Origin of the sequence: Streptococcus mitis, from assembly GCF_002096845.1 — a bacterium.
In the GTDB taxonomy this organism is placed as follows: Bacteria; Bacillota; Bacilli; order Lactobacillales; family Streptococcaceae; genus Streptococcus; species Streptococcus mitis_A.
This window is the reverse complement of sequence record NZ_NCVK01000058.1, coordinates 71,550-96,746: the sequence shown is the minus strand read 5'-3', so window position 1 is coordinate 96,746 and position 25,197 is coordinate 71,550. Positions and strand designations below refer to the sequence as shown.

Annotated in this window: 21 protein-coding genes, 3 pseudogenes and 1 riboswitch; of the genes and pseudogenes, 3 read left to right on the top strand and 21 right to left on the bottom strand. The window is 40.0% G+C overall.

All coding sequences use genetic code 11. The features are described from left to right. Nucleotides 1-73: 73 nt before the first annotated feature. From B7695_RS08230 to B7695_RS08220, 3 genes and pseudogenes are all read right to left on the bottom strand, one after another. Nucleotides 74-930 (bottom strand): annotated as a pseudogene (locus B7695_RS08230) (ImmA/IrrE family metallo-endopeptidase). Nucleotides 931-1,301: 371 nt separating this feature from the next. Next, nucleotides 1,302-2,375 (bottom strand): HEPN domain-containing protein, encoded by a 1,074-nt coding sequence (locus B7695_RS08225; protein WP_084891007.1) that lies wholly within the window; start codon nucleotides 2,373-2,375, stop codon nucleotides 1,302-1,304. A gap of 70 nt (nucleotides 2,376-2,445) precedes the next feature. Next, a complete protein-coding gene (locus B7695_RS08220) occupies nucleotides 2,446-2,796 on the bottom strand; it encodes a helix-turn-helix domain-containing protein (protein ID WP_084891005.1) in 351 nt (116 codons plus the stop codon). Nucleotides 2,797-3,109: 313 nt separating this feature from the next. Between B7695_RS08220 and B7695_RS08215 the strand changes: the two are divergent. Then, a pseudogene (locus B7695_RS08215) lies at nucleotides 3,110-3,334 on the top strand (transposase); the annotation flags it as partial. Between the two features lie 118 nt (nucleotides 3,335-3,452). Here the strand turns inward: B7695_RS08215 and rpsI are convergent. From rpsI to B7695_RS08130, 17 genes and pseudogenes are all read right to left on the bottom strand, one after another. Continuing rightward, the gene (gene rpsI, locus B7695_RS08210) at nucleotides 3,453-3,845 is read right to left on the bottom strand and encodes a 30S ribosomal protein S9 (RefSeq protein ID WP_000075973.1); all 393 of its coding nucleotides are present in this window, start codon (nucleotides 3,843-3,845) and stop codon (nucleotides 3,453-3,455) included. A gap of 18 nt (nucleotides 3,846-3,863) precedes the next feature. Further along, nucleotides 3,864-4,310 carry a 50S ribosomal protein L13 gene (gene rplM / locus B7695_RS08205; RefSeq protein ID WP_001044624.1) on the bottom strand — a complete coding sequence of 149 codons (447 nt, stop codon included), beginning with the start codon at nucleotides 4,308-4,310 and terminating at the stop codon, nucleotides 3,864-3,866. A 215-nt stretch (nucleotides 4,311-4,525) separates the two neighbouring features. Beyond that, nucleotides 4,526-5,708: pseudogene (locus B7695_RS08200) on the bottom strand (ABC transporter permease). Beyond that, complete coding sequence (locus B7695_RS08195; RefSeq protein ID WP_084891003.1) at nucleotides 5,705-6,598, bottom strand: ABC transporter ATP-binding protein; 894 nt, start codon at nucleotides 6,596-6,598, stop codon at nucleotides 5,705-5,707. Before B7695_RS08195 ends, B7695_RS08200 begins: the two are co-directional and overlap by 4 nt. Before the next feature lie 236 nt (nucleotides 6,599-6,834). Next, nucleotides 6,835-9,240, bottom strand: coding sequence for a phenylalanine--tRNA ligase subunit beta (gene pheT / locus B7695_RS08190; protein ID WP_084891001.1), 2,406 nt, complete (start codon nucleotides 9,238-9,240; stop codon nucleotides 6,835-6,837). A 76-nt stretch (nucleotides 9,241-9,316) separates the two neighbouring features. Continuing rightward, nucleotides 9,317-9,826: a GNAT family N-acetyltransferase gene (locus B7695_RS08185; protein ID WP_084890999.1), complete on the bottom strand. Its 510-nt coding sequence runs from the start codon at nucleotides 9,824-9,826 to the stop codon at nucleotides 9,317-9,319. Continuing rightward, the gene (pheS, locus tag B7695_RS08180; protein ID WP_000103743.1) at nucleotides 9,826-10,872 is read right to left on the bottom strand and encodes a phenylalanine--tRNA ligase subunit alpha; all 1,047 of its coding nucleotides are present in this window, start codon (nucleotides 10,870-10,872) and stop codon (nucleotides 9,826-9,828) included. The genes B7695_RS08185 and pheS overlap by 1 nt, the downstream gene beginning before the upstream one ends. Before the next feature lie 270 nt (nucleotides 10,873-11,142). After that, nucleotides 11,143-11,592 carry a GNAT family N-acetyltransferase gene (locus B7695_RS08175; RefSeq protein ID WP_192855768.1) on the bottom strand — a complete coding sequence of 150 codons (450 nt, stop codon included), beginning with the start codon at nucleotides 11,590-11,592 and terminating at the stop codon, nucleotides 11,143-11,145. 4 nt (nucleotides 11,593-11,596) lie between these two features. Then, nucleotides 11,597-12,016, bottom strand: a complete 420-nt coding sequence (locus B7695_RS08170; RefSeq protein WP_084890995.1) for a chromosome partitioning protein ParB — start codon at nucleotides 12,014-12,016, stop codon at nucleotides 11,597-11,599. Nucleotides 12,017-12,043: 27 nt separating this feature from the next. Then, entirely contained in the window at nucleotides 12,044-12,694 is a 651-nt protein-coding gene (locus B7695_RS08165; RefSeq protein WP_084890993.1) for a phosphatase PAP2 family protein, read from the bottom strand. Then, on the bottom strand, nucleotides 12,684-13,247 hold the full coding sequence (locus tag B7695_RS08160) for an ECF transporter S component (RefSeq protein ID WP_084890991.1): 564 nt from the start codon (nucleotides 13,245-13,247) through the stop codon (nucleotides 12,684-12,686). Before B7695_RS08160 ends, B7695_RS08165 begins: the two co-directional genes overlap by 11 nt. 163 nt (nucleotides 13,248-13,410) lie before the next feature. Next, nucleotides 13,411-13,645: riboswitch (FMN riboswitch) on the bottom strand. Between the two features lie 59 nt (nucleotides 13,646-13,704). Further along, nucleotides 13,705-14,208, bottom strand: a complete 504-nt coding sequence (locus B7695_RS08155; RefSeq protein WP_084890989.1) for a tRNA (cytidine(34)-2'-O)-methyltransferase — start codon at nucleotides 14,206-14,208, stop codon at nucleotides 13,705-13,707. Nucleotides 14,209-14,491: 283 nt separating this feature from the next. Next, a complete protein-coding gene (locus B7695_RS08150; RefSeq protein ID WP_084890987.1) occupies nucleotides 14,492-15,004 on the bottom strand; it encodes a GNAT family N-acetyltransferase in 513 nt (170 codons plus the stop codon). A gap of 315 nt (nucleotides 15,005-15,319) precedes the next feature. After that, complete coding sequence (locus tag B7695_RS08145) at nucleotides 15,320-16,150, bottom strand: energy-coupling factor transporter transmembrane component T family protein (protein ID WP_084890985.1); 831 nt, start codon at nucleotides 16,148-16,150, stop codon at nucleotides 15,320-15,322. Continuing rightward, nucleotides 16,135-17,817 (bottom strand): ABC transporter ATP-binding protein, encoded by a 1,683-nt coding sequence (locus B7695_RS08140; protein WP_084890983.1) that lies wholly within the window; start codon nucleotides 17,815-17,817, stop codon nucleotides 16,135-16,137. Before B7695_RS08140 ends, B7695_RS08145 begins: the two co-directional genes overlap by 16 nt. Nucleotides 17,818-17,984: 167 nt before the next feature. Continuing rightward, a complete protein-coding gene (locus B7695_RS08135) occupies nucleotides 17,985-18,530 on the bottom strand; it encodes an ECF-type riboflavin transporter substrate-binding protein (protein WP_084890981.1) in 546 nt (181 codons plus the stop codon). A gap of 15 nt (nucleotides 18,531-18,545) precedes the next feature. Further along, the gene (locus B7695_RS08130; RefSeq protein WP_084890979.1) at nucleotides 18,546-19,394 is read right to left on the bottom strand and encodes an SAM hydrolase/SAM-dependent halogenase family protein; all 849 of its coding nucleotides are present in this window, start codon (nucleotides 19,392-19,394) and stop codon (nucleotides 18,546-18,548) included. A 188-nt stretch (nucleotides 19,395-19,582) separates the two neighbouring features. On the opposite strand from B7695_RS08130, the gene trkA reads away from it, so the two are divergent. Next, a complete protein-coding gene (gene trkA, locus B7695_RS08125; protein ID WP_064276391.1) occupies nucleotides 19,583-20,932 on the top strand; it encodes a Trk system potassium transporter TrkA in 1,350 nt (449 codons plus the stop codon). Between the two features lie 3 nt (nucleotides 20,933-20,935). Next, a complete protein-coding gene (locus B7695_RS08120) occupies nucleotides 20,936-22,375 on the top strand; it encodes a TrkH family potassium uptake protein (protein ID WP_084890977.1) in 1,440 nt (479 codons plus the stop codon). A gap of 301 nt (nucleotides 22,376-22,676) precedes the next feature. Here the strand turns inward: B7695_RS08120 and pflB are convergent, their stop codons facing one another. After that, a complete protein-coding gene (pflB, locus tag B7695_RS08110) occupies nucleotides 22,677-25,001 on the bottom strand; it encodes a formate C-acetyltransferase (protein ID WP_000260631.1) in 2,325 nt (774 codons plus the stop codon). Nucleotides 25,002-25,197: the final 196 nt, after the last annotated feature.

Below are 25,197 nucleotides of genomic sequence, written 5' to 3'. Positions count from 1 at the left end.
CGCATAGTATCAGTGTTGAACTGAACTCTTTCCTCCGAGCTTTTAATTTTTCTGGTTGATACATGAAGTCACCTCATATAATTAATAGTTCTAAATTTGCCTTTCTCCTTGCTTCTGTATCAGATAGTTTTTTTGCTATCCCACACATAGGCTAAGGATCTTCCTTTATCATAAACAAGCCACACTTTAAAATACTTTATCTTCCTGATTTCATCCCATCGTGTCTGATCAAGTAATTCTGGTAGTTCTTGACTCGTCACGATATTGGTTAGTTTCAATCTCTTTTTTAGCCGTGCTATAAGCGAGGGTTGATATTGATTGAACTCTTCAATCAATATTTCTTTCAGTTTATGAAAGTAATGGTGAAGGGAAGCGTTTTGACCATCTAGGTATTCATCTACTGCCTGTTTTATGGCTGATTCAGAATCCACTTTGTAAACTCTCAACAAGTCAATCAATCGGAAATAAAGTGCCTGTTTTGAAACCTCTAGACTCTCTTTGACCTTTTGAAAAGATTCACAAGCGTAGTAAATCTCGGATAGTAACACAATATCAGGCATGAGTACAATAGCTGAAAATACATTGCCTTCTCTCTAGGATAGATTCTTGGTTATCCACCGACTCTGTAAAATACGAACCATCGTGTTCCAAGATAAAGTGACCTAATTCATGACACAAGGTAAAGTGACGCTTGGTTACAGGATTATCTTGTTCGTAGGAGAAACTCGTCCCTAGTTCATCAATAACCGTCAAACCTTCAATTTTATGATTTGAAAAGTGGTGACCGATTACTTGAATGTTATTCTCATGAATACAATAGTCGAAATAATAGTGAAAGTGATAGTTCAGAGTTGAAATTTCTTCATCTTTCATAAAGGGATAAAGAACTTGTTTTGTGATATCACTTACTCTTGAATATAATTCATCCAACGAACAGTACCTCCTTTAAGTAACAATTTATAGCAGCTAAACCAAATAGGTTGAGTTTATTATACAAAAAAAGTGGACAGTTGTCCACAAGAATAAGTTATTCCAAAGAAAAATAACTGGAGTATTTAAAACTATCAAATCCACTTACACTGACATTAACAACTAATAGCAATTTTTCATAAGTTCTTTACAACTTATAATATGTAGATTAGTATGAAATATGATTAAAAGGCAAAGTTATAGCTACATATAGAAGGAAAGAGACTCTGTTATTACAACGACTACTAATATCTTATCGTGAATAAGCAAAGAACACTCTGATTTATTTGAATTAAGTGAGTAATATGTCAGATTAGCTTCCAAAATTTTATTTAATTAGATTCTATTTTTATTTCCGCTGGAATTTGTCCAGTAATAACTAGTTCATTAAACCATTGATCTACATTATCGCTTAGAGCCAATTTATCTTTTTTATTAACACCATAATTCAAATAAGGGTAGTCCAGGAAACATTTTTTTAGCACTTTTCTAACGAGATCATCTAAATCAGTAACCATTGATTCTCTTTTATCCCTTGAAGTTTCATCATACTTCATTGCCGATCCATGTATAAAGTTAGAGCGATCATTATACGCAGATTTAATTGTATTATAAATTTTTAGCCTATCAAGCGAATCTTCACCAATAAACCAAGCGACTCTCTCTGAAACTTTATGAGTATTTTCGCCTTTTACAGATAAAATACATTCAAGAATCGAAACATAGCCTGCTATTTTTGAAGTAATTGTCCAGTCCGAACGTATGGACATAATAAAATTAATTACTCTATGATAGCTTGGTATATTCGGATAAGATTCATATATAGGTTCCTCATTTTCGTACTCCTTTATCTCAGCGTTTTGAATAAATTTTTTTATTAGATTATACCAATTTTCTACTTCTTTCAAATCAGATGAGCTAAACTCAGTATCGCGTTGTTTAGCATTTGATAATACTGGAATTGTATAATTGTAATATGCTCTAGGAAAATCTGGATTCGACTCAAAGTCTTCATAATAAGGTAAAATATTTTTAAAGTTTACCGAATTATCTTTCACAAACCACATTGCGACCAGTAACAAATGGACCTCTGTAGCAAGTTGTCTGTATATCATAGTAAGATTTTCATCAGTTGGTTTAATGTCTATAAAATAATAAAGATAAGGATAAGTCTTTAGACCAAATAATGGTTCCAGTCCAAAAGTATGTGTAAAAATAGTTCCAACTTCGATACCCAAATCTTCGTCATCTAAAAAATGGACATTAAATATTTGATTTATATAGTCATTATCCTGACATATATTAAAAACTAATTCTCCATCATCATTTTTCATTTTAAAATTCTCTTGAATAGAGTTTTCCAACCTAAATCCATTTAAACCAATAAAGAATCTTGTCATATCCATTAGTTATATTCTCTCTTTCGCATTTTTATTACAAATAATTGACACCATTTTTATAGCATAGTAATTAAGATTAATCCTTATTTTCCCTATTATCAAAAGCCTTCTTTCGTTCTTCCATAAACTCAATCAATTCCTTCTTGAAGATCTCTTTTTCTTCTTCGGTCAATCCTTTTGAGTTCATACGGAAAAGTAATTCAATATTGTCTAATTCATCTGATTTTTCTTCTGAGTTTCCAACTAGGTAATCAACGGACACATTTAAAACTTGTGCAATCTTAACAAGATTTTCTTGTGTTGGTTTTTTTACTCCGCGTTCCCATGAAGCATATGCTTGTTGGGAAATATCTAATTTTTCAGCTATTTGAGCTTGTGTTAGTTTTACTTGTTTCCTTAGTGTTTTCAAGCGTTCTGCTAATTCCATATGTGACCTCAAAAAAATATTTTAAATTTTTGCAGAAAATAGTTGACAACAACAACTAATGGTTGTATAGCGATTGAAAATAATAACCTTATCTTCAAGGCTAAATCCCGATCATTGACAATTAAATAAAAAGTGCGTCTGACAACCAGATGACTAATCATCAGAACAACACATAAACTTCGTACCTTTATTGTAATTGTTTTGGAAAGAAAAGTCAAGTCCCTAAATGGTTGAAGTGAAGATATAAAACATTTGGTAACTTTGTTTAAAATCTGTACTATATACCATAAATTTATTATAATATGCTTTTTTAAAACTAAGCAACTATATTATGGATAATGCAAGATTCCATAGAATGGGTAAGCTAAAGCGCTTATGTGAATAATTTGGGCATAAACTTTTACCACTTCATCCCTACTCACCTGAGTACAATCCTATTGAGAAAACATGGGCTCATATCAAAAAGCACCTCAAAAAGGTATTACCACGTTACAATACTTTTTTTAAGGCTCTTTTGTCTTGTTCTTATTTCAATTGACTATAATTTCCCTAAAACAATAAGGTAAACTTTGAGGTGAACTTTTCAAAAAAACACGAAAAAAGCACCCATAGGGTAAACCCTTGAGTGCTTTGAAACGTTGATATAATCGTATTGATTAACGTTTTGAGAATTGTGATGCTTTACGAGCTTTCTTAAGACCTGGTTTCTTACGTTCAACTTTACGTGAGTCACGTGTAAGAAGTCCTGCGCGTTTCAATGAATCGCGGAAGTCTGGGTCTACTTGAAGAAGGGCACGAGCGATACCGTGACGGATAGCTCCTGATTGACCAGCGTATCCACCACCTACAACGTTAACGAAAACGTCGTATGAACCTACAGTTGAAGTAACTGCGAATGGTTGGTTGATAACAAGACGAAGGTCAGCGTGTGGGATGTACTCTTCAACATCTTTTTTGTTAACAGTGATTTTACCAGTTCCTGGAACAAGGCGAACGCGTGCAACAGCGTTTTTACGACGTCCAGTACCTGCATATTGTGCTTGTGACATACTTTATTGTTCCTTTCCTTAGATAAGTCCTGAAATATCAAGAACTTCTGGTTGTTGTGCAGCATGAGTGTGCTCAGCTCCAACAAATACTTTCAACTTCATACCTTGAGCGCGTCCAAGAGTATTGTGTGGAAGCATACCTTTAACTGATTTCTCGATCAAACGTACTGCATTTTTAGAACGAAGTTCACCTGCAGAGATTTGTTTCAATCCACCTGGGTGGTTTGAGTGAGTGTAGTAAATCTTATCAGTTGCTTTTTTACCAGTCAATTTAACTTTTTCAGCATTGATAACAATCACAAAGTCACCTGTATCAGTGTGTGGTGTAAATGTTGGTTTGTTTTTTCCGCGAAGTACGCTAGCAACTACTGCAGAAAGACGTCCAAGTGGTACATCAGTTGCGTCAACTACGTACCATTTACGTTCAACTTGGCCTGGTTTAGCCATAAATGTTGTTTTGTTCATGATTTCTCCTATATATAGTTCGATTTTTGTTTACGGTGATGGGTGTTCCTTCCCATCGAAAAGTATTTGGAAGGTTCCGGGGCCTTTCAAATGGGGTAAACAATACCGCCTACTATAATACCAAATTTCACCCCTAAAAGTCAATAGATATGAAAAATATTTTTCTGAATTCCACTCTTTTTATCTCTAAAAAACCTCGCTTTCGCGAGGCTCTTCTATTTATAAGATAAGGCACGTCTAAAGGTTTTCCAAATCCCTAAATCATCCGTTTGAAGGACTAGACTAGCATACATGCGTCCGATAAATCCTGTTGCTACCACTGCAAAAATCACTGTAATAGTAAGTGAAATCCATGCTTCTGCTCCCCCTGCATAGCCATTAATGGTTCTAAATGGCATAAAGAAGGTCGAAATAAAGGGAATATAAGAACCAATCTTCAAGATGAGATTGTCACCAGCTGCACCTAGAGCTGTCACTCCAAAAAAACCACCCATAATCAAAATCATCAAAGGCGACAAGGCTTTCCCTGAGTCCTCAGGACGAGAAACCATAGATCCTAGGAAGGCTGCTAAAACTACGTACATAAAAAGACTGATCAAAATAAAGAGCAATGTATTCAGTGAGAATGCATCTCCCAGGTGATCTAAAACACCAGACTGAGCCAAGAATGGCAAATCTTTAAAGAGCAGAATGGCTGCCAGACCACCTACAACATAAATCCCAATATGCGTTAAAATCACCAGAAACAGAGCCATCATCCGCGCATAGAAATAGTGACTAGCCCTTATGCTAGAAAAGACGACTTCCATAATTTTGGTGCCTTTTTCACTGGCAACTTCCTGAGCCGTGACACTAGCATAGGTAATCAAAATCATATAAAGGAATAAACCAAGCCCTGCGGCCGCAATGGTTTGAACAATTTTTTTGTTTTCCTTGGATTCATCAATTTTCTCCGTAAAGTTAACTGTTTGTTCCAAGCGTTTTTCCTGTTCTTGTGACAAATTGGCTGCCGAACGATTGAGTTGATCTTGAAGCTCATTTAACTTGCTCGTTACTCCTAGCTTAATAGCAATCTCGATAGACGGCCTTGAGGACGCTGTCCTCTTGGTCAATGGTTAGGTAACCCTTGATTTTCTCATCCTTGATAGCAGCCTGGGCACTGGCTTCATCCTGATAATCAAAGTTGGTACCATTGGTACCCTTGAGCCCTTCTTCCACAGATGGCACAGTTGTTACTACTGCTATCTTACTATTCTTGGCCATAGAAGACCCTTGGAGATAGCCAATTCCTACAGATAAGGCTAAAAAGAGGAACGGCGAAATCACCATAAAGAAGAAACTCCACGATTTGACATGTCGAAGATAGGTTTCCTTGATTACAACCCACATATTTCTCATACTTCCACCCCTGATTCTAGTTTAAAGATTTCATCGATTGTTGGCGCTTGTTGATCAAAGGTTGCGATATACTGACCCTGAGTCAAGATTGGGAAGAGTTCCCTTCCAGCGCTCTCATCCTCTAAGATTAATTTCCAACTGCCTTGTTTAGTCAAGCTCACCTGTTTGACATGAGGAAGATTTTCCAATTCTTCCTTGCTTCGTTCACTTGAAACAAAGAGACGCGTTTTCCCGTATTGATTGCGGACATCCTGAACTGGTCCATGCAAGACCACACGGCCATCTCGGATCATGAGAATATCGTCACAAAGCTCCTCGACATTGGTCATGACATGGTCAGAAAAGATAATGGTTGCCCCACGTTCTTTTTCTTGAAAAATGACTTGCTTGAGCAATTCTGTATTGACCGGGTCCAATCCACTGAAAGGCTCATCCAGGATAATCAAGTCTGGCTCATGAATCAGAGTAATAATGAGCTGAATCTTCTGCTGATTTCCTTTTGACAGACTCTTAATTTTATCTGTCAGCTTTCCTTTCACTTCCAACTTCTTCATCCATTGAGGGAGTTTTTCCTTGACCTCCTTGGCATCCATACCTTTTAGAGTCGCCAAGTAGCGAACTTGTTCAAGGACTGTCAATTTAGGCATGAGGCTGCGTTCCTCAGGCAAATAGCCAATCCGAGCGTACGTTTCCTGACGAATATCCTGATTATCTAGACTGATTTCTCCCTGGTATTCTAAAAATTTCAAAATACTGTGGAAAATCGTTGTTTTACCAGCACCGTTTTTCCCGACTAATCCCAAAATACGACCTGGTCGCGCTTGAAAGTCAATACCAAACAAAACTTGCTTGGATCCAAAACTTTTCTCTAGACTTCTTACTTCTAGCATCTTTTACCTCCGAAATGTCTTGCACTCATTATACTCCTTTTTGATAGCCTTTACAATGATTTCTGTCCATTTTTATCATTCTCATTTTAGTAAAAAAATCTTGGAATACTTTGAGCTATGAGTACATTATACAGTAGCAAACTTCAATTTATCTTCTCTGCTCCTCAACTGTCCATTTTTGATCCTAAATTGTTATTTGAACAGTAAAAATCCACCCCGAAGGATGGATTGATGAGTTAACGCACTTCTGCATTCACTTTTTCTTCGAGAGAAGCTTGGATTTTTTCCATATAGCGTGCGACTTCTTCGTCCGTTAAGCTGTCTTCTGGATTTTGGAAGGTCAAGCTATAAGCCATTGACTTCATACCAAGTCCCAATTTTTCGCCTGAGAAGACGTCAAAGAGTTTGATATCTGTCAAACGTTTCACGCCGGCAGCTTGGATAGCATCTATAACTTCTTGGTGAGTCACTTCTGCCTTGAGGAGAAGGGCAACGTCACGGCTGACTGCTGGGAATTTCGTGATTTCTACAAATGGAGCAGCAGGTTGAAGGGCAGCTTCGATGGCTGAAAGGTTGAGCTCAGCTACATACGTTTCTGGAATATCGTAAGCCTTAGCAGTGACTGGATGCACTTGGCCAAGGAAACCAAGAACTTGGTCACCGAGTGAAATCATAGCTGTACGACCTGGGTGGAGGCTTGCAATCTCAGCCGTAGCTGTATAGGTCACTTCTAGTCCCAAGCGAGTAAATAGGGCTTCAAGGATTCCCTTAGCATAGAAGAAATCAACTGGAACTGCTGCTGTTTGGAAATCTTTTTCAGCAACCAAGCCTGTCAAGGCAAAGGCAAAGCTATTAATCTCATTTGGAAGTTCTTCTTTTGGATTACCTGTTTGTTCAAAAACTTTTCCAATCTCGTAAAGGGCCAAGTTTTTATTCTTACGAGCTACGTTATAAGCCACCGTATCAAGGATACCAGAAATCATATTTTGACGGAGGACAGAACGATCCACGGTCATTGGCCACATGAGTTCAGTAAGGTTACTTGGTTGAGCCGTAAACTCAACTGCTTTTTCAGGAGTTGTTAGAGCGTAGGTGATGATTTCTGTCAAACCTGCCCCTTCAGCGATGGTACGAACTTGACGGCGAAGTTTTTGTGTCGCAGTCAATTCACCAGCTGTACCATCGTCTTTTGGAAGGCTGGTTGGCAAGCGGTCATATCCATAGATACGAGCGATTTCTTCAAAGAGGTCTGCCTCGATAGTGATATCCCAGAGACGGCGTGGGACGCTGACTGTAAAACTGTCTGCATTTCCAGAAAGACCAAAGCCAAGACGACGGAAGACGTCTTCTACATCCGCGTAAGAAAGTTCTGTACCAAGGACACGGTTAACATCAGCAAGAGTTGAAGAAACTTCCACATCTGAAGTATTAAGCTGGCCTGCTGAAACGATGCCCTTACGCACCGTCGCACCTGCAAGATCAGCAATCATGCTAGCTGCCGCATCAAGAGCTTCGTTAACAGTTGCCACATTGATCCCTTTTTCAAAGCGAGAAGAGGACTCAGAACGAAGGTTAAGACGACCGCTAGTCTTGCGGATTGATTTTCCGTTGAAGACTGCAGCTTCAAGGACGACACGACTAGATTTTTCAGAGATTTCTGTTGCTTGACCACCCATAACACCGGCAAGGGCTACTGGCTTGTCAGCGACAGTGATAACTAAGTCATTCACCTCTAAGTCACGTTCTTCACCATCTAAAGTCACCAATTTTTCACCAGCACGCGCTTCACGTACACGGATGTCACTCCCTTCAAAGGTGTCCAAGTCAAAGGCATGCATAGGTTGACCAAAGTAGAGCAAGATGTAGTTGGTCACGTCCACTACGTTATTGATTGGACGGATTCCTTCGTTCATGAGAAGGTTTTGCAACCATTGTGGACTTGGTGCAATAGTCACATTGTCCAAAATACGAGCTGCATAGTAAGGTGCCTTGTCTGTCTCAATGCCCACAGAAAGAGCATCTGCTGCAGCTTGGTCAGTTTCTGAAAGAGTAAATTCTTTAAAGTTGACCGCCTTGTCATAGATAGCTGCCACTTCGTGAGCCACCCCACGCATAGAAAGAGCGTCCGCACGGTTAGGGGTAATTGAAAGTTCGATAATTTCATCATCCAAGTCTAGATATGAGAAGACTTCCTCACCTGGAACAGCTTCTTCAGGCAAGATTTGAATGCCATCTGCGAATTCCTTCGGTACAACTGAATCAGAAATCCCCAATTCACCAAGCGAACAGATCATTCCAAGTGACTCTAAGCCACGGATTTTCCCTTTTTTGATCTTGTAATTGTCAGCGATGCGAGCTCCTGGAAGAGCCACCATAACCTTGATACCAGCACGCACATTCGGTGCACCACAGACGATTTGACGGGGTTCTTCTTCGCCAACGTTAACCTGACAGACATGCAAGTGAGTTTCTGGAACATCTTCACAAGACAAGACCTCACCGACGACAATTTTTGAGAGACCAGCAGCTGGTGATTCGACACCTTCTACCTCGATCCCTGTAGTTGACATTTTTTCAGCCAACTCTTGTGATGGCACATCAATGTCCACCAATTCTTTTAACCATTTATAAGATACAAGCATAATTTAGTTTTCCAGAATGACAGTTGTCACTCTAGTTCTTTTCCTTTCCTATCATTTCAATAGAAGAATCCTCTTCTTACCTTAATTTCTTTCTCAGTAACCAATCCGTATCTACTTTTTGACCAACCATAAAATGATGTTGGTTAAATTTTTCAAAACCATATCGATTATAAAACGCTTGAGCTTTTGTATTATGCTCCCAAACACCTAACCAAGCCCAGGAAAAACTATTTTTTGTAGCAAGTTCAAGAGCAAATTCAAACAGTTGCTTACCGAATCCAAATCCTTGGAATTTTTCTAGCACATAGAGGCGTTGAATTTCAAAAGCATCCTCTAATTCTCTCTCAGTCTGAGCACTTCCCCAGTTGACTTTGAGAAAACCAGCTATCTCCTCTTCATGCATAATGAAATAGGTTTCGGATTCTGGATTTTCCAACTCAGTTGACAAAACTCTCAGACTATAAGCCTCTTCAAAGTATTCCTGTAACTGCTCTTCCGTATTATCATGAGCAAATGTTTCACGAAAGGTTTGTTTGGCTATTTTAGCCAACACCTCAACATCTGCCTTTTCTACTTTTCTGATCATTATTTAAACTGTTCTGAGAAGCGGACATCTCCTTGGTAGAATCCACGGATATCATTGATTCCGTAACGGAGCATAGCTACACGCTCTTGTCCAAGACCAAAGGCAAATCCGGAGTAAACAGTCGCATCGATACCACTCATTTCAAGGACACGTGGGTGAACCATACCGGCCCCCATAATTTCGATCCAACCTGTTTTCTTACATACGTTACAGCCTTCTCCACCACACTTGAAGCAAGAAACATCCACCTCAACAGATGGCTCTGTGAATGGGAAGTAAGAGGGGCGCAGACGGATCTGACGCTCTTCACCGAACATTTTTTGCACAATCAACTGAAGGGTTCCTTGAAGATCTGCCATAGAGATATTTTTCCCAACAACCAAGCCTTCAATTTGGTGGAACTGGTGACTGTGGGTCGCATCGTCTGTGTCACGACGGAAGACACGCCCTGGCGAAATCATCTTCAAAGGACCTTTTGAAAAATCATGGGCATCCATAGCACGCGCTTGAACTGGAGACGTGTGAGTACGGAGTAAGATTTCTTCTGTGATATAGAAGGTGTCCTGCATATCACGAGCTGGGTGGTCTTTTGGAAGGTTCATACGTTCAAAGTTATAGTAGTCTTGCTCCACTTCAAAACCATCCACGACTTGGTAACCCATTCCAATGAAAATATCTTCGATTTCTTCACTGGTTTGTGTCAAAACGTGACGGTGACCAGTCGCAACTGGACGACCTGGAAGGGTTACATCGATACTCTCGCTAGCCAGTTGAGCTGCGACTTTCTTTTCTTCCAAGAGCTTAGCTGTTTCTTCAAAAGCAGCTGTCAAGACATCACGAGCTTCATTGACGTGTTTCCCAATGATTGGACGCATCTCAGCAGAGACATCTTTCATCCCTTTGAGGATTTCAGTAAGCGAACCCTTTTTCCCAAGGACTGAGACACGCAAATCTTGCATCTCTTTTTCATTTTCAGCAGTAATCTGCTTCAAGCTAGCCAGCGTTTCTTCACGAAGCGCTTTTAATTGTTCTTCAATAGTTGACATAATTCCTCCATCAGTCGCTCGTAGATAAAAAGAAAACCACATGCCAAAAACTCCACTCGGAGCGTTGACACGCGGTACCATCCGTTTTCATCTGACAAGTCAGACCTTCATTTCTAAATCCATGCGCAAGTGAATTCACCCAGCTTTCATATAGAGAGCTTGCAGTCGCGGCTCTCCTCCCTGATATACTTCCCTTGAGTTACTAGTCTTGCGGATTTCTATTCAATTACTACATAGTTTATCAGATTTTTAGTTAAAAAACAAGTTAGATTAGACTAATTTCAGTATAAAACTCGTTCCTTTTTCCGTTGCTCCATCTTCCACAAATCCAAGCGACTTGAAACACCTCCTAGAAGCATGATTGTAGGTGTAGATTTCCTTGACTCTCAATTCTTTCCATCCTTTTACTCGAGCCAATTCAATCAAAGTACTTAGAATCTTTTTCCCAAGCCCTCGATGTTGGTAAGCGGGATTCCCAATCACAATGGGGAGATTACCCTGAGATAGTGTAACATCCCCAATTGGAAACCATTCTCCCTTCTCCTTGACTTCAATCCAAAAAAGTTCACCATGCTGATCCAAATGAGAATACATAGCTTCCAAAGTTTCTTGACTATAAGGTCTCTTCACACCATCTACGAGGTGAACCAAGTTCACATCCTGATACCAAGCAAAAGCTTCTTCACAATGATTGACCTTATAATAAGGAACAAGACGCAGTGCATTATCTATTTGTAGGGTCTGTTTCATCTGCTTTCCTTTTCAACAAAAGAGTTGCTGCTTGATTAAAACCATCACACCAGTTATACCATTTTGCTTCATACTCATCTTTAGCTAAGATATGATTTTTTAAATCCAGAACAGAGTAAATTTTTCTTTCTTCGCAGGCTTGCGCATAGAGATGATATAGTTCATCACCACCATCTCTATCCCACTCAGCAGAAATCGTATCCCTACCTGCCAATAAAGCCTGATAAGCCCTGTGATGCCCATCTGTAATCAACAAGCAATCTCCAAATGCAAGAATACTGATTGGATCGACTTGGATTGTTTCTGCCGACTGGTAAAGCATCTGAATATCTTGCAACTTCTTTTCTGATAAGTATAGTTGAGTCGGATGAAGATCTGCTATATTGACTTTCATTTCTTTCTCCTCAAAGGAATTTGATACTCACTTCTGCTTGCCTTTAAAACGCCATTGGAAGCGGAGCTTATCATAAAAGGGAAATTCGATAAACAAGACTCCCAAACCCACACAGAAACTGGCAAGAACGTCTGATGGATAGTGAACTCCCAGATAGACCCTTGATACCAGCACACTGACTAGGTAGAGAGCTAGCACGATTTGCACGATTTTTCTCCAGACTGGATTTTTCATCCGTTGACTGAGAATGACAATCAGAGAGCCAACCATCAAGGTTACAGCCAGAGAATGGCCGCTTGGAAAGGAAAATCCCTTCTCCTCAACCAAGTGTAAAATAGCTGGTCTCGGGCGCTGGTAGATATTTTTAAAGGTCACAATTAAAAGACCTGCCAAAGTCAGATTTCCCAGCATGAAGAAACTTTCTATCTTCCACCGCTTACGATAAAAGACAAAAGCTGTAATGACAACCCAAGTGATAATCACTGGAATATCAATCAAGCGTGTGATGGCTCGGAAAAGAATAGTCAAGTAATCTGGCAAGTCTCCTCGAACGACAGTCTGTATCGGTTGGTCAAAACCGACCAGCGTTTCAGGGTAAAATTTGACCATGTAGCCAAGAATAACGAAAAGTAAAAGGGCAAAACTGCCCTTCATTAAAAATGTTTGTTTATCTCTCATAATGTTTTAAGGTTGGTTTCAAGAGAACATACAACAACCAGAATGAAACGGAAAAGATTACACCTTCAATCAAGTTAAAAGGTAATACCATAGTCATTAGGTAGTTGGAAAGTCCCAAAATTTTTCCAATATCAAAGTTAGCAAACTTAGCGTACAAAGGAACAGCATAAACATAGTTGAGAACCAACATAGCCACGGTTAAACCAATAGTCCCAGCTAGAGAGCCTAGTAGGAAACGAAGGGTTGTCCGTTCCTTTTTCCAAACCAAAGCAAATACGATGACAAAAACTCCCAAAGCTACGATATTCATTGGCAAACCAATGTAAGTATTCACTCCCTGGCTGTTAAGAAGCAATTTCAAGAGTGAGCGAAGCAAGAGAACTCCTAGAGCAGCAGGCAAATCCATGACCACTAAGCCCACAAGGACTGGCAAGATACTAAATTCGATCTTGAGGAAGGATGCCGCTGGCAAAAGCGGAAAGTCAAAGTACATCAGTACAAATGAAATGGCTGATAGAATCGCAATGGTCGAAAGTCGACGTGTGTTTGTCATAACAGGTTCCTCCAATTTTCTATAAAATCAGAAGAAGTTAGAAAGGATTCCTCTATCTATTCTCACTTTTTATATCCCAAAAGCTCCCCCTCACTCTATTAAGGAAATTCAAGCAAGCGGTTACAATTCGGCTATAAATCTATCAGAACAGACAAAGCTATTCTTTCGTCTTCTCCCATCCAGACTATACTGTCGGTTGTGGAATCTCACCACATCAGCTTGCGCTCGCGGACTTCTTTAAAGAGAAGGAAATAGAGATTTTTCTTTTAGACTAGGCGACAAGCTGTAGGCATAACTTCTGGTTAGGCAAAGCTTGTCAACAAAGTATAAAAGGAAAAGATCATTTCCTAGTTAAAGTCACCGCCGGTCGGGAATCACACCCTGCCCTGAAGACTCTTTTATCATAACAAAAAACGCTTGCAAGCGCAAGCATTTTGTTCATTTTCATTTTCATTTTTTATTTCAATTTATCCACTTCATAGGTATGAACGAGCTCAAGACCTGCAAAGTTCTGCTGGCGGAGGGCTTCGTAGACAATCATGCAGACGGTATTAGACACATTGAGACTGCGGACATGTTCATCATTCATGGGAATACGGAGAGCTTTCTCAGGATGTTCTCGCATAAAGTCCTCAGGCAAGCCCTTGTCTTCACGTCCAAATAGAAAATAATGGTCTTCGTTAGTCGATAAATCCACATCAGAATACACTTTCTCAGCAAATTTTGAGATCAGATAGAGTTTGCCCTGCATCTGAGACATGAAATCCTCCAAACTCTCGTAAAAATAAATCTCTAGCTTATCCCAATAATCCAATCCAGCTCTCTTCATCTTGCGGTCATCAATAGGAAAGCCCATTGGCTTGATGATGTGGAGGGGAGAATTGGTTGCAGCGCAAGTACGCGCGATATTGCCTGTATTTTGTGGAATTTGTGGTTCAAATAATACAATGTGATTTGTCATGACTTGCTTCCTTTTACCATTGCAAAAAAATAGCCACACTGCCCGGAGTCAAGCTCAGCAAACAGCGTGGTTAAGGCATCGTTAACTTACCTCACAACAGGTTTGAAGTAAATCAGCGAAACTACTTTCTTAGTATAACACTTTCAGAATCATTGTCAATAGAAACGACTTGATTTTTTCAATTTTTTCAAACTATTTCCAAGGGTTTCTAGGAGAAAATTCTTAAATATCTGCAAAAATTGCTTACTCTTTTATACCTATCTGTGGACTGGGAATGATGATATTATGACCTCGTTATCTCAAATACTGCTGTATGAATCCACTTATTATGAATTTGTAAGTCATTTTCTATAACCCTACTAAAGGTGAAGCCATTTTTTAAAAGCACCCTCTGAGAGGGTAGATTACCTGTTGCCGTTCCTGCAATGATTCTATTGAAACCATAAGTCGTGAAGACTTTTTCTAAAACGAGTTTAACCGCTTCGCTGGCATAACCTAAATTTCTAACATTTTCCCCAATCCTATACCCAAGCTCTGCTGTTTTTCGATTATTCTCTAAAACACTTAAATTGATTCTTCCAACCATAATGCCTTGTGCATCTCTAATAAGATGCATGTAGACATCATGATTCTCTTGTTCCCTTAACAATTCCCTTGTAATTTCTTTAAAACTTTCTAAATCAAAATAGTTAGCTGGTCTAGGAGGCAAATTCCGCTCAAAATACTCTTGATTCTCTTTTTCAAAAAAATAGACGTCTAAACTATTTTCTTCAGACAACAGCTCTAAACTGATCATTACAAATCCTCTCCCATCATTATCTACATTCAAATTTTCCCATGTTTACACAAAATGAAATTAACACGATTTAAATTAAGTACTTTTACTATTTTATATCGTCTCTACATTATGACACTGAACTTAGTTGAAAATGATTATATTTGAATAACTTTGATTTTGTAGTGTAAATTCTACTATAAAGTAGACAAACTAATTCATATTTTGTCAAAAAGTTTCAAGCATACAATTATTAACTTTATTTCTCATACAATCTATCAATAAAAAGTTATAGAATAATTTCTCTTTACTTATCTAATGAAAACTTTGACAATACTATTTCCAAGGGTTGTAAAATCGTCCCTGATTCTGCAAGATAAGTAGTAAACTAGCTACTAAAAACAAGGCTGCCAAAAGCAAGGTAATATAATCTCTTTTTTTCAAAGCCTGATAACTATACCAAGTGCGTTTTTTCTCTTTCCCAAAGCGTCGAAGCTCCATGGCGGTCGCGATGGTATCAATGCGTTCTAGCGAGCTAAAAATCAAGGGAGTAATAATGCGCAGATTGCCTTTGATTCGTTGCATAAGAGAAGCTTTCTTGGATAATTCCATCCCACGCGCTTCCTGAGACATCTTGATGGTAAAGAATTCTTCCTGCAAATCTGGAATATAGCGCAAGGTCAGGCTGACAGAATAGGCAATCTTATAGGGCACACCAATTTGATTTAAACTGGAAGCAAACTGACTAGGGTGGGTTGTCATCAAAAAGATAATAGCCAGAGGAATGGTGCAAAGGTACTTAATGGCCAAATTTAGCAGATAAAAGAGCTCCTGGCTGGTTAGAGTGTAGGCACCGATTCCCTGCCAAATCATACTCCTCTCTCCGTAAAGTCCAACCCCATACTCAGGAGAAAAGAGATAGACCATCAAAACGTTTAAAACGGCAAATACCGTCGCAAAAACTGCTACAAAGGAAACATCTTTAAAACGGATTTCTGACAAATAGAGGAGAAAGACCGAAAAGATGGCAATCAGAACAAGCAGTCTGGTATCATAGCTAATCATGGCAGCCAATGACACGAGAATGAAAAAGAGGAGTTTCCCAGCTCCTGACAAGCGATGAATCACAGTATCTCTATGCTGGTAACCGATTAATTTAGCTTGCATCCTTCTCTCCTTTCTTTATAAAATGCCGTTAAAGCAAGTGGATCCACGTCTAGTTTCTTGGCCAAGTTGAAGATTGAAGTTTCTTTTAGATTGGCTTTTACTAACAGCTCAGGATTGCTCAACAGACTAGCTGGATCAGTATCGGCAATCAATTCCCCATCAACCATGACGAGGGCCCGGTCTGAATAATCCAGCATCAATTGCATATCATGGGTAATCATGACAATGGTATGCCCTTTTTGATGCAGTTCTTCGAGAAATTCCATAATCTCAGTATAGTTCTTCTGGTCTTGACCTGCTGTCGGTTCATCTAAGAGGATAATTTCAGCTCCTAAAACCAAAATCGAGGCAATAGTGACACGTTTTTTCTGTCCAAACGAAAGGGCAGAAATGGGCCAATTACGGAATTCATATAGACCACAGATTTTCAAAGTTTCATAGACTCTCGTTTCAATTTCCTGCTCGTCCACACCTCGCAAACGAAGTCCCAGAGCCACCTCATCAAAAATCATGTTGGTTGAAATCATTTGATTAGGATTTTGCAGCACATAGCCTACTCGTTCCGCCCGTTCTGCAACAGAATCTCCTTTTATATCCTGCCCTTCCCACAGATAGCGTCCTTCAGTCTGAATAAAAGCACTTAGAGCCTTGGCTAGAGTTGACTTCCCTGCTCCATTTTTTCCGACAATGGCAATCTTTTCACCCTTTTTAATATCCAAATGTAGGGACTTTAAAATCGGCCTATCATCATAAGAAAATGACACGTCCTCTAGTCTAAAGAGTGACTGTAATTCTGGGGTTTCTTTTGCTAGTTCATTCTGCAACTGAACCTGACCTTTTGAGATAGACATGTTAGCCAGATTCGCTAATTGTTCTTCCTTGGCTAAATCCACACCCAATTGACGGAGAGTGGTTAGATAAAGGGGTTCCCGGATTCCATTTTGAGTCAATAAATCAGTCGCCAGTAACTGATCCGGACTCCCATTAAAGAGGATACGACCATCATTTATCAAGACAATCCGATCCACGGGGCGATGCAGAACATCCTCCAAACGGTGCTCGATAATAAGTGTCGTCGTCCCCTCTTCCTTATGAATCCGGTCAATCAATTCGATAATATCCTGACCTGACTTGGGATCCAGATTGGCGAGTGGCTCATCAAACAAGAGAATCGGACTCTCATCAATCAAGACACCAGCCAGACTGACTCGCTGCTTTTGTCCACCTGACAAATCCTGAGGACGCTGATACAGTAAAGAAATAAGATCCAGCTTTTCAGCCCATTTATGAACACGGCTTTTCATCTCTTCTAGACTTGTTACATCATTTTCTAGAGCAAAAGCCAAATCCTCTGCCACGGACAAGCCGATAAACTGCCCATCTGTATCCTGCAAAACTGTACTGACCAGATGAGATTTATCGTAGATGCTCATATCAAAGGCTGCTTGCCCCTTGATCAAAAATTCTCCAGACATCTGACCCTTGTAAATATTGGGAATAATCCCATTCAAACATTGACCCAAGGTAGACTTGCCTGACCCAGATGGCCCAACAATTAAGACTTTCTCTCCCTTGTAAATGGTCAAGTCCACCCCTTGCAAGGTCGGTTCTTGTTGTGTTTCATACCGGAAAGAGAAATCCTTCCACTCAATTATAGCTTCTTTCATCTTACTCTCTTCATTCGCTTCTTAGACTTCTATTTTATCATAAATCAAGCCCTTCTTGCAGTCTCTTCTCTTAAAATCTTAGCTCCAAAAAATTCCTATTCTAGCTAGCTTACCTAACTAATCTATAAACATCGAAAAAGACTGGTTGCCCAGCCTTCCCCATCATTTTAATCCTTTTTCAAACTTCCTGCACGAGTTTGAGTTCCTGCATAGGCAAGCAAGAGAAGAGTTCCTGCAATAGCTACAGATACACCATTAGCAATTCCCGCAACAATCCCTTGGGCAAATACTTTTTCTGCAGCTTCTTGATAAATCACAACATCTCCAAGTGGTGCCAAGACACCCCAAACAAGGGCATTTGCAAGTAATTGAATGAGGTTAAAAATAAGAATATCTTTCCAGTCAAAGACACCATTGATCACGCGAACGTACTTTCTAAATAGCCCCACAGCTAGACCAAAGAGACCACTAGCAATAATCCAAGTCCACCACAGACCATAGCCAGCAATAGCGTCCTTCACCGCATGCCCAATTAAGCCAACAAGTAATCCCACTAGAGGGCCAAAAATGATAGACAAGAGGGTCTGTACCGCATACTGAAGCTGGATGCTTGTATTTGGAACAGGGGTAGGAATGTTAATCATCCCGATGACAACAAAGAGGGCAGCCCCAACACCGATAGCAACAACTTGTTTAATTGATTGATTTTTCATCTATATTCTCCTATTTTATGACTCTATTTTCTTTATTTCAATGGTCCAAGATGAACCGACACCCACATTATAGGCCTTGGCAAAAGAGCCTTGGTTGATAGCCAGACCTAAACGATAGAGAGAGTTGATGTAAAGGATTGGTTGCCCAATTCTCACATCTGCAAATGATTTTCCATAGACAACCTGATTTTGATAGACCAGCATATCAGCGTGATAGATAGTCACTTCAAAACGGTCACCAAATTCTGGTTCCAGCTTGTAAAACTCTTCTCGCGTGATAGAGGTCCAAAGCGAACCAAAACGCACATCCAGAATATCAATGGCTCCCTTCACCAGATGCTCTTCAATGATAGTCTCTACGACTGGAAGTTCCACAATCTGATCCACACTGAGCTCTGGCCCCACTTCCTCAAAAGTAATGTGACCGCTGGCTAGTTTAGCACCAGTATAGGCATAGACATCACGACCGTGGAAGGTATAAGAATGCTCTGTATTTTGACGTCTATTGGCTACCTCAGAAATTTCACGAATAGCTACAATGCCAACGTGTTTCTTGATAAAAGAAAGCGTCCCATTATCTGGCGTGACAATATATTGATTTTTTGCAGTCTTGGCAACCACACTCTTACGTTTCGAGCCAACACCTGGATCGACCACCGATACAAATGTCGTTCCCTCAGGCCAGTAATCCACCGTCTGAAAGAGACGATAGCTCCCCTCAAAAATATTATAAGGCGTGATATCGTGCGTCAAATGATGAATTTTTAAGGTTGGAGACTCTTCTAAAGCCACTCCAATCATAGCCGATACCGCACCATCAACCAGACCAAAGTCTGATTGTAATACCAGTAAATTATTATTCATTTTATCTCCTTGTATATCCTTTATCATACCATATTTCAGAGAAAGGTGCTAATAGCTATTTCAATTGATTAGGGTATAGTTTTACCTTATAGCAAAATTCCTACTAAAAGCTCTTGCTATTAGCTAGTAGGTGCATTTTTTCTTGAAAAAAGGTATGATAGTTACATCATGAAAAAGTAGGTTTTAATATGAAAATTATCCTTGTCGGAGGGGGAAAAGTTGGTTTTGCCCTCTGTCGCTCCTTGGTTGCAGAAAAGCATGATGTTTTGCTGATTGAGCAAGACGAAGCTGTTCTCAATCATATTGTTAATCGCTTTGATATCATGGGTATCCTTGGTAACGGGGCCGATTTTACCATCCTTGAGCAAGCCAGTGTCCAGGATTGTGATATCTTTATCGCTCTGACTGAATACGATGAAGTGAACATGATTGCAGCCGTTCTAGCCAAAAAAATGGGAGCTAAAGAGACCATCGTTCGGGTGCGGAACCCTGAATACTCTAACTCTTATTTCAAGGAAAAGAATATTCTCGGTTTTTCTCTTATCGTTAATCCTGAGCTCTTGGCTGCCCGCGCTATCGCGAATATCATTGACTTCCCCAACGCCCTCTCTGTCGAACGTTTCTTTGGTGGACGCGTTAGCCTCATGGAATTCACTGTTAAATCCTCCAGTGGTCTTTGCCAAATGCCCATCTCTGATTTTCGGAAAAAATTCGGCAATGTCATTGTCTGTGCGATAGAAAGAGATCATCAAATTATCATCCCAAGTGGTGACATGACCATACAGGATAAAGATAGAATCTTTGTCACTGGTAACCGTGTTGATATGATGCTCTTCCATAATTATTTTAAATCTCGTGCCGTGAAGAGCCTTCTCATCGTCGGTGCAGGTAGAATTGCCTATTATCTACTAGGTATCCTCAAAGACAGTCGTATCGATACAAAAGTCATTGAAATCAATCCCGAAATCGCCAGCTTCTTTAGCGAGAAATTCCCAAATCTCTACATCGTTCAAGGAGATGGAACCGCAAAAGATATCCTGCTGGAAGAAAGTGCTCAAAACTATGATGCCGTTGCCACTCTAACAGGAGTCGATGAGGAAAATCTAATTACCTCTATGTTCCTTGACAGGGTAGGTGTACAAAAAAATATCACCAAGGTCAATCGTACCAGTCTCCTCGAGATCATCAATGCACCTGATTTTTCAAGTATCATCACACCTAAAAGCATCGCTGTAGATACGATTATGCACTTTATTCGTGGTCGTGTTAATGCCCAGTATTCAGACCTTCAAGCCATGCACCATCTAGCCAATGGCCAAATCGAAACCCTGCAATTCCATATCAAGGAAGCCAATAAAATGACTGCCAAACCTCTTTCTCAACTAAAACTGAAAAAAGGGGTTCTTATTGCGGCCATCATTCGAAAGGGCAAGACTATTTTCCCTACTGGGGAGGATATGTTGGAAGTTGGAGACAAGCTCCTAGTAACAACCTTGTTGCCAAACATCACCAAGATTTATGACTTGATTGCGAGGTAAGAGATGAATAAAAGTATGATTCGTTACCTCCTTTCAAAGTTACTTTTGATTGAAGCTGTTCTTCTTTCGGTTCCTGTGTCTGTCGCTGTCTATTACCGTGAATCGAGCCAAGTCTTTACAGCCCTCTTTTCAACAATAGGGATTCTCGTATTACTAGGCGGTTCAGGAATTTTACAAAAGCCCAAAAATCAACGGATTTATGCCAAGGAGGGAGTCTTGATTGTTGCCCTCTGTTGGATCCTTTGGTCCTTCTTTGGTGGTCTCCCCTTTGTCTTTGCTAGACAAATTCCCAGCGTTATCGATGCCTTTTTTGAAATCAGTTCTGGCTTTACAACTACTGGAGCAACTATTCTGAACGACGTTTCTGTTCTCAGTCGTTCCCTCCTCTTCTGGCGAAGTTTTACCCACTTGATTGGAGGGATGGGAGTGCTTGTTTTTGCACTCGCTATTATGGACAATGCCAAAAATAGTCACCTAGAAGTGATGAAGGCTGAGGTTCCTGGCCCTGTTTTCGGTAAGGTTGTATCCAAACTCAAAAATACTGCTCAGATTCTCTATCTCCTTTATCTAGCTCTCTTCTCCCTCTTTGTCATCATCTATTATCTGGCTGGCATGCCCCTATTTGATAGTTTTGTCATTGCCATGGGAACAGCAGGTACAGGAGGTTTTACAGTCTATAACGATGGAATCGCCCACTATGGTAGCTCACTGATTACCTATCTAGTCAGTATCGGAGTTCTGGTTTTTGGGGTAAATTTCAATCTCTACTACTACCTTATGCTCCGTCGCGTCAAAGCCTTCTTTGGAGATGAAGAACTTCGGGCTTACTTAGTCATCGTAATAATTTCTACAGGCTTGATTAGCCTCAATACTCTCTACCTCTACCCAGGATTTTCCAAAAGCTTTGAAATGGCCTTCTTCCAGGTTTCCAACATCATTACAACAACTGGTTTTGGATATGGAGATATTACCAACTGGCCCCTCTTCTCCCAGTTTATCCTCCTCTTCCTCATGGGAATCGGTGGCTCTGCTGGATCAACCGCAGGTGGACTCAAGGTTATTCGAGGTCTCATCCTTTCAAAAATTGCCAAAAATCAAATTTTGTCAATTCTATCTCCCCACCGTGTTTTGACTCTCCATGTGAATAAAACGGTGATTGATAAGGATACCCAGCATAAGATTCTCAAGTACTTTGTCATCTATGCTATGATTTTGCTAGCGCTTATCTTTATTGTCAGCCTAGATAGCAATGATTTTCTGGTAGTGACCAGTGCTGTCTTTAGCTGTTTCAATAACATCGGTCCTATCCTAGGAACCACCTCTAGCTTCTCAATCTTTAGTCCTATCTCAAAAATTCTCCTCTCCTTTGCAATGATTGCAGGGCGCTTGGAGATTTACCCAATCCTCCTTCTCTTTATGAAGAGAACTTGGTCTAAGAGATAAAATACAACCACACCTTGTCTCTTACAAAGTGTGGTGTTTTTATTTCTGATGAACTCTCACCCACAACTAACTCTCTTTTTAAACCAAGTGAGACACTAAAGATCCTGACTTATACTCTTCGAAAATCTCTTCAAACCGCGTCATCTCTACCTGTAACCTCAAAACAGTGTTTTGAGCAACCTGCGACTAGCTTCCTAGTTTGCTCTTTGATTTTCATTGAGTATTAAGGAATTGAAGATCCCAAAAAACAACCCTCAGTCGACTGACCGAGGGTTCCGTATTTCATTATTCAAGAACTTGATTAGCTCAACGCATCCAAGGCATCATCCATTGAAAGAACTTCGTGGAAGACACGTTGTGTCAATTCAGTTTTTTGTTCTGGAGTGAGGTATTTAGTGTTTACACAGTATCCAGAGATACGTACGATAACATCTTCACCAGACATAATCTTTTCGTAAACATCGTTCAAGTCCATAACGTTCAAGTTAACGTGTTGTCCACCGTTTTCGAAGTAACCATCAAGGATTGTTACCAAGTTATCAACTTGTTCGTCACGAGTCTTACCAAGAGCGCGAGGTGATACTTGTGTAGTCAATGAGATACCATCAGCCGCATAACTAAAGTCAAGGCTAGAAAGTGAGTTCAAGTTTTGCAACCATCCACCTTTAGCTTTATTAGATGGGTTAGCACCTGGTGAGAAGAATTCAAGTTTAGACAAGTTCACAGAACCATCTTCGTTGAGGTATACACCTTTGTGGACTGGTGAGTTACCAGTTTGTTTAGAGTAAGCAACGTTAGATGTGATAGTCAAAAGTGAAACTGTAGCTTCTGCGTCTTTGTAAAGTTTGTGGCTACGTAGACGAGTTGTGTAAGCTTCGATCAACCATTCTGCCAATTCGTTTGAACGAGGATCATCTTCACCCCAACGTGGGTATTCACCGATTGTTTCGTAATCGTAGATGTAGCCATTTTCATCACGGATTGGTTTAACTGTAGCGTATTTGATAGCTGACAATGTATCAACAGTGTTGGCAAATCCACAGATACCGAATCCCATGTTGGCACGTTGTTTAGTTGGCAAGAAGGCCATTTGAACAGCTTCGTAGTTGTACTTATCAGTCATGTAGTGGATGATGTTCAAAGCATCTACGTAAGTGTCAGTCAACCAGTCAAGAGATTTTTCAAAGTTAGCTTTAACTGATTCAAATTCAAGAACTTCGTCACGGATTGGTTCGATATCAAATACTTTGTAGTCTTTGTGTACATCGTCGTAACCACCGTTCAAACCAGTAAGAAGGGCTTTCAATACGTTTACACGCGCACCGAAGTACTGGATGTTGTGGCGTTGTTCTTCATTTTCTGGGTCAAGTGGAGACACACAGCATGAGATACAACTCATTTCACCATATCCGTCTTTAGCCATTGTTGTTACACCTTCGTATTGGATTGAAGAGTGTTTGTGGCTCATGTGCATACAGTAGCGACGGAAGTTGTATGGCAATTTATCAGTCCAAAGAACTGTCAAGTTTGGTTCCGGAGAGTTACCGATGTTGTCAAGTGTGTTCAAGAAACGGTAGTCCATCTTAGTAACACGGTGACGACCGTCGTTACCCATACCAGCCATAGAAGTTGTGATGAAAGTTGGGTCACCTGAGTACAATTGGTCATAAGCTTTTGTACGAGCAAATTTAACTGTACGAAGTTTCATAACGAAATCATCAACGAATTCTTGGATTTCTGATTCAGTAAAGGTACCACGAGCAAGGTCACGTTCTGCAAAGATGTCCAATACGATTGGCACACGACCTAGAGATGTAGCAGCACCGTTGATAACACGGCAGACAGACATGAAGGCGATGTTAACCCATTGGATTGCTTCTTTAACGTTCATCGCTGGTTTGCGAACGTCAACTCCATAAAGGTCACCCAAGCGAACAACTTGTTGCAATGCTTGATATTGAAGATTGATTTCTTCACGAAGACGGATTGTTTCTTCATCGATTTCTTCGATTGCGTTCCAGTCGTTTACTTTTTCTTGCATCAAGTAGTCTGCACCGTAAAGAGCAAGACGTGCGTAAACACCGATGATACGTCCGCGTGAGTATGCATCTGGAAGACCAGTTACAGTGTGTGCGTGACGAGCGCGACGGATGTTTGAAGTGTAGGCACGGAAGATACCGTCGTTAACTGTTGTTACGTATTTAGTAAAGATTTCGTGAACAGCTGGGTCTGGTTCGTATCCATTTTCTTTCAAAGTAGTTTCAGCCATACGGATACCACCTTTTGGCATGAAGTTCAATTTGAAGAGTTCATCGTTTTGGATACCGAAGATAACTTCGTTTTCTTTGTCGATAAATCCTGCTGGGATATCAGCGATAGATGTTGGACGAGTGTCCATTGGGAAACGAGTTTCTTCGTAGTGAGCCTTAGTTTCTTCTACAATTTTTTTGATGTGAAGTGAACGTTCTGTTGGTCCTGCGAGGAAGCTTTCGTCTCCATCGTAAGGTGTGTAGTTAGCTTGTACGAAGCGTGATACACTTGCTTTTTCTTTCCAATCTACGCCTTTGAAGCCTTCCCAAGCTTTGTCAAAAATATCTTGTGCTTCAACAACTGTTTTAACAACCATGTTAATGTCCTCTTTTTTCTTTCTAGTAACAGCCATCTGTTACATTCATGAGTCAAGTATACCATACAGTAACCGATTTCAACAAGTGAAAATTCTCTATTTTTACACTTTCTTTTCTAAAACAGTCTACATTTTATTTCAAACTGTATTATATTTTTGAAAAAATAAAGTCCTTTTTTCTTTTTTTCAGAAAAAA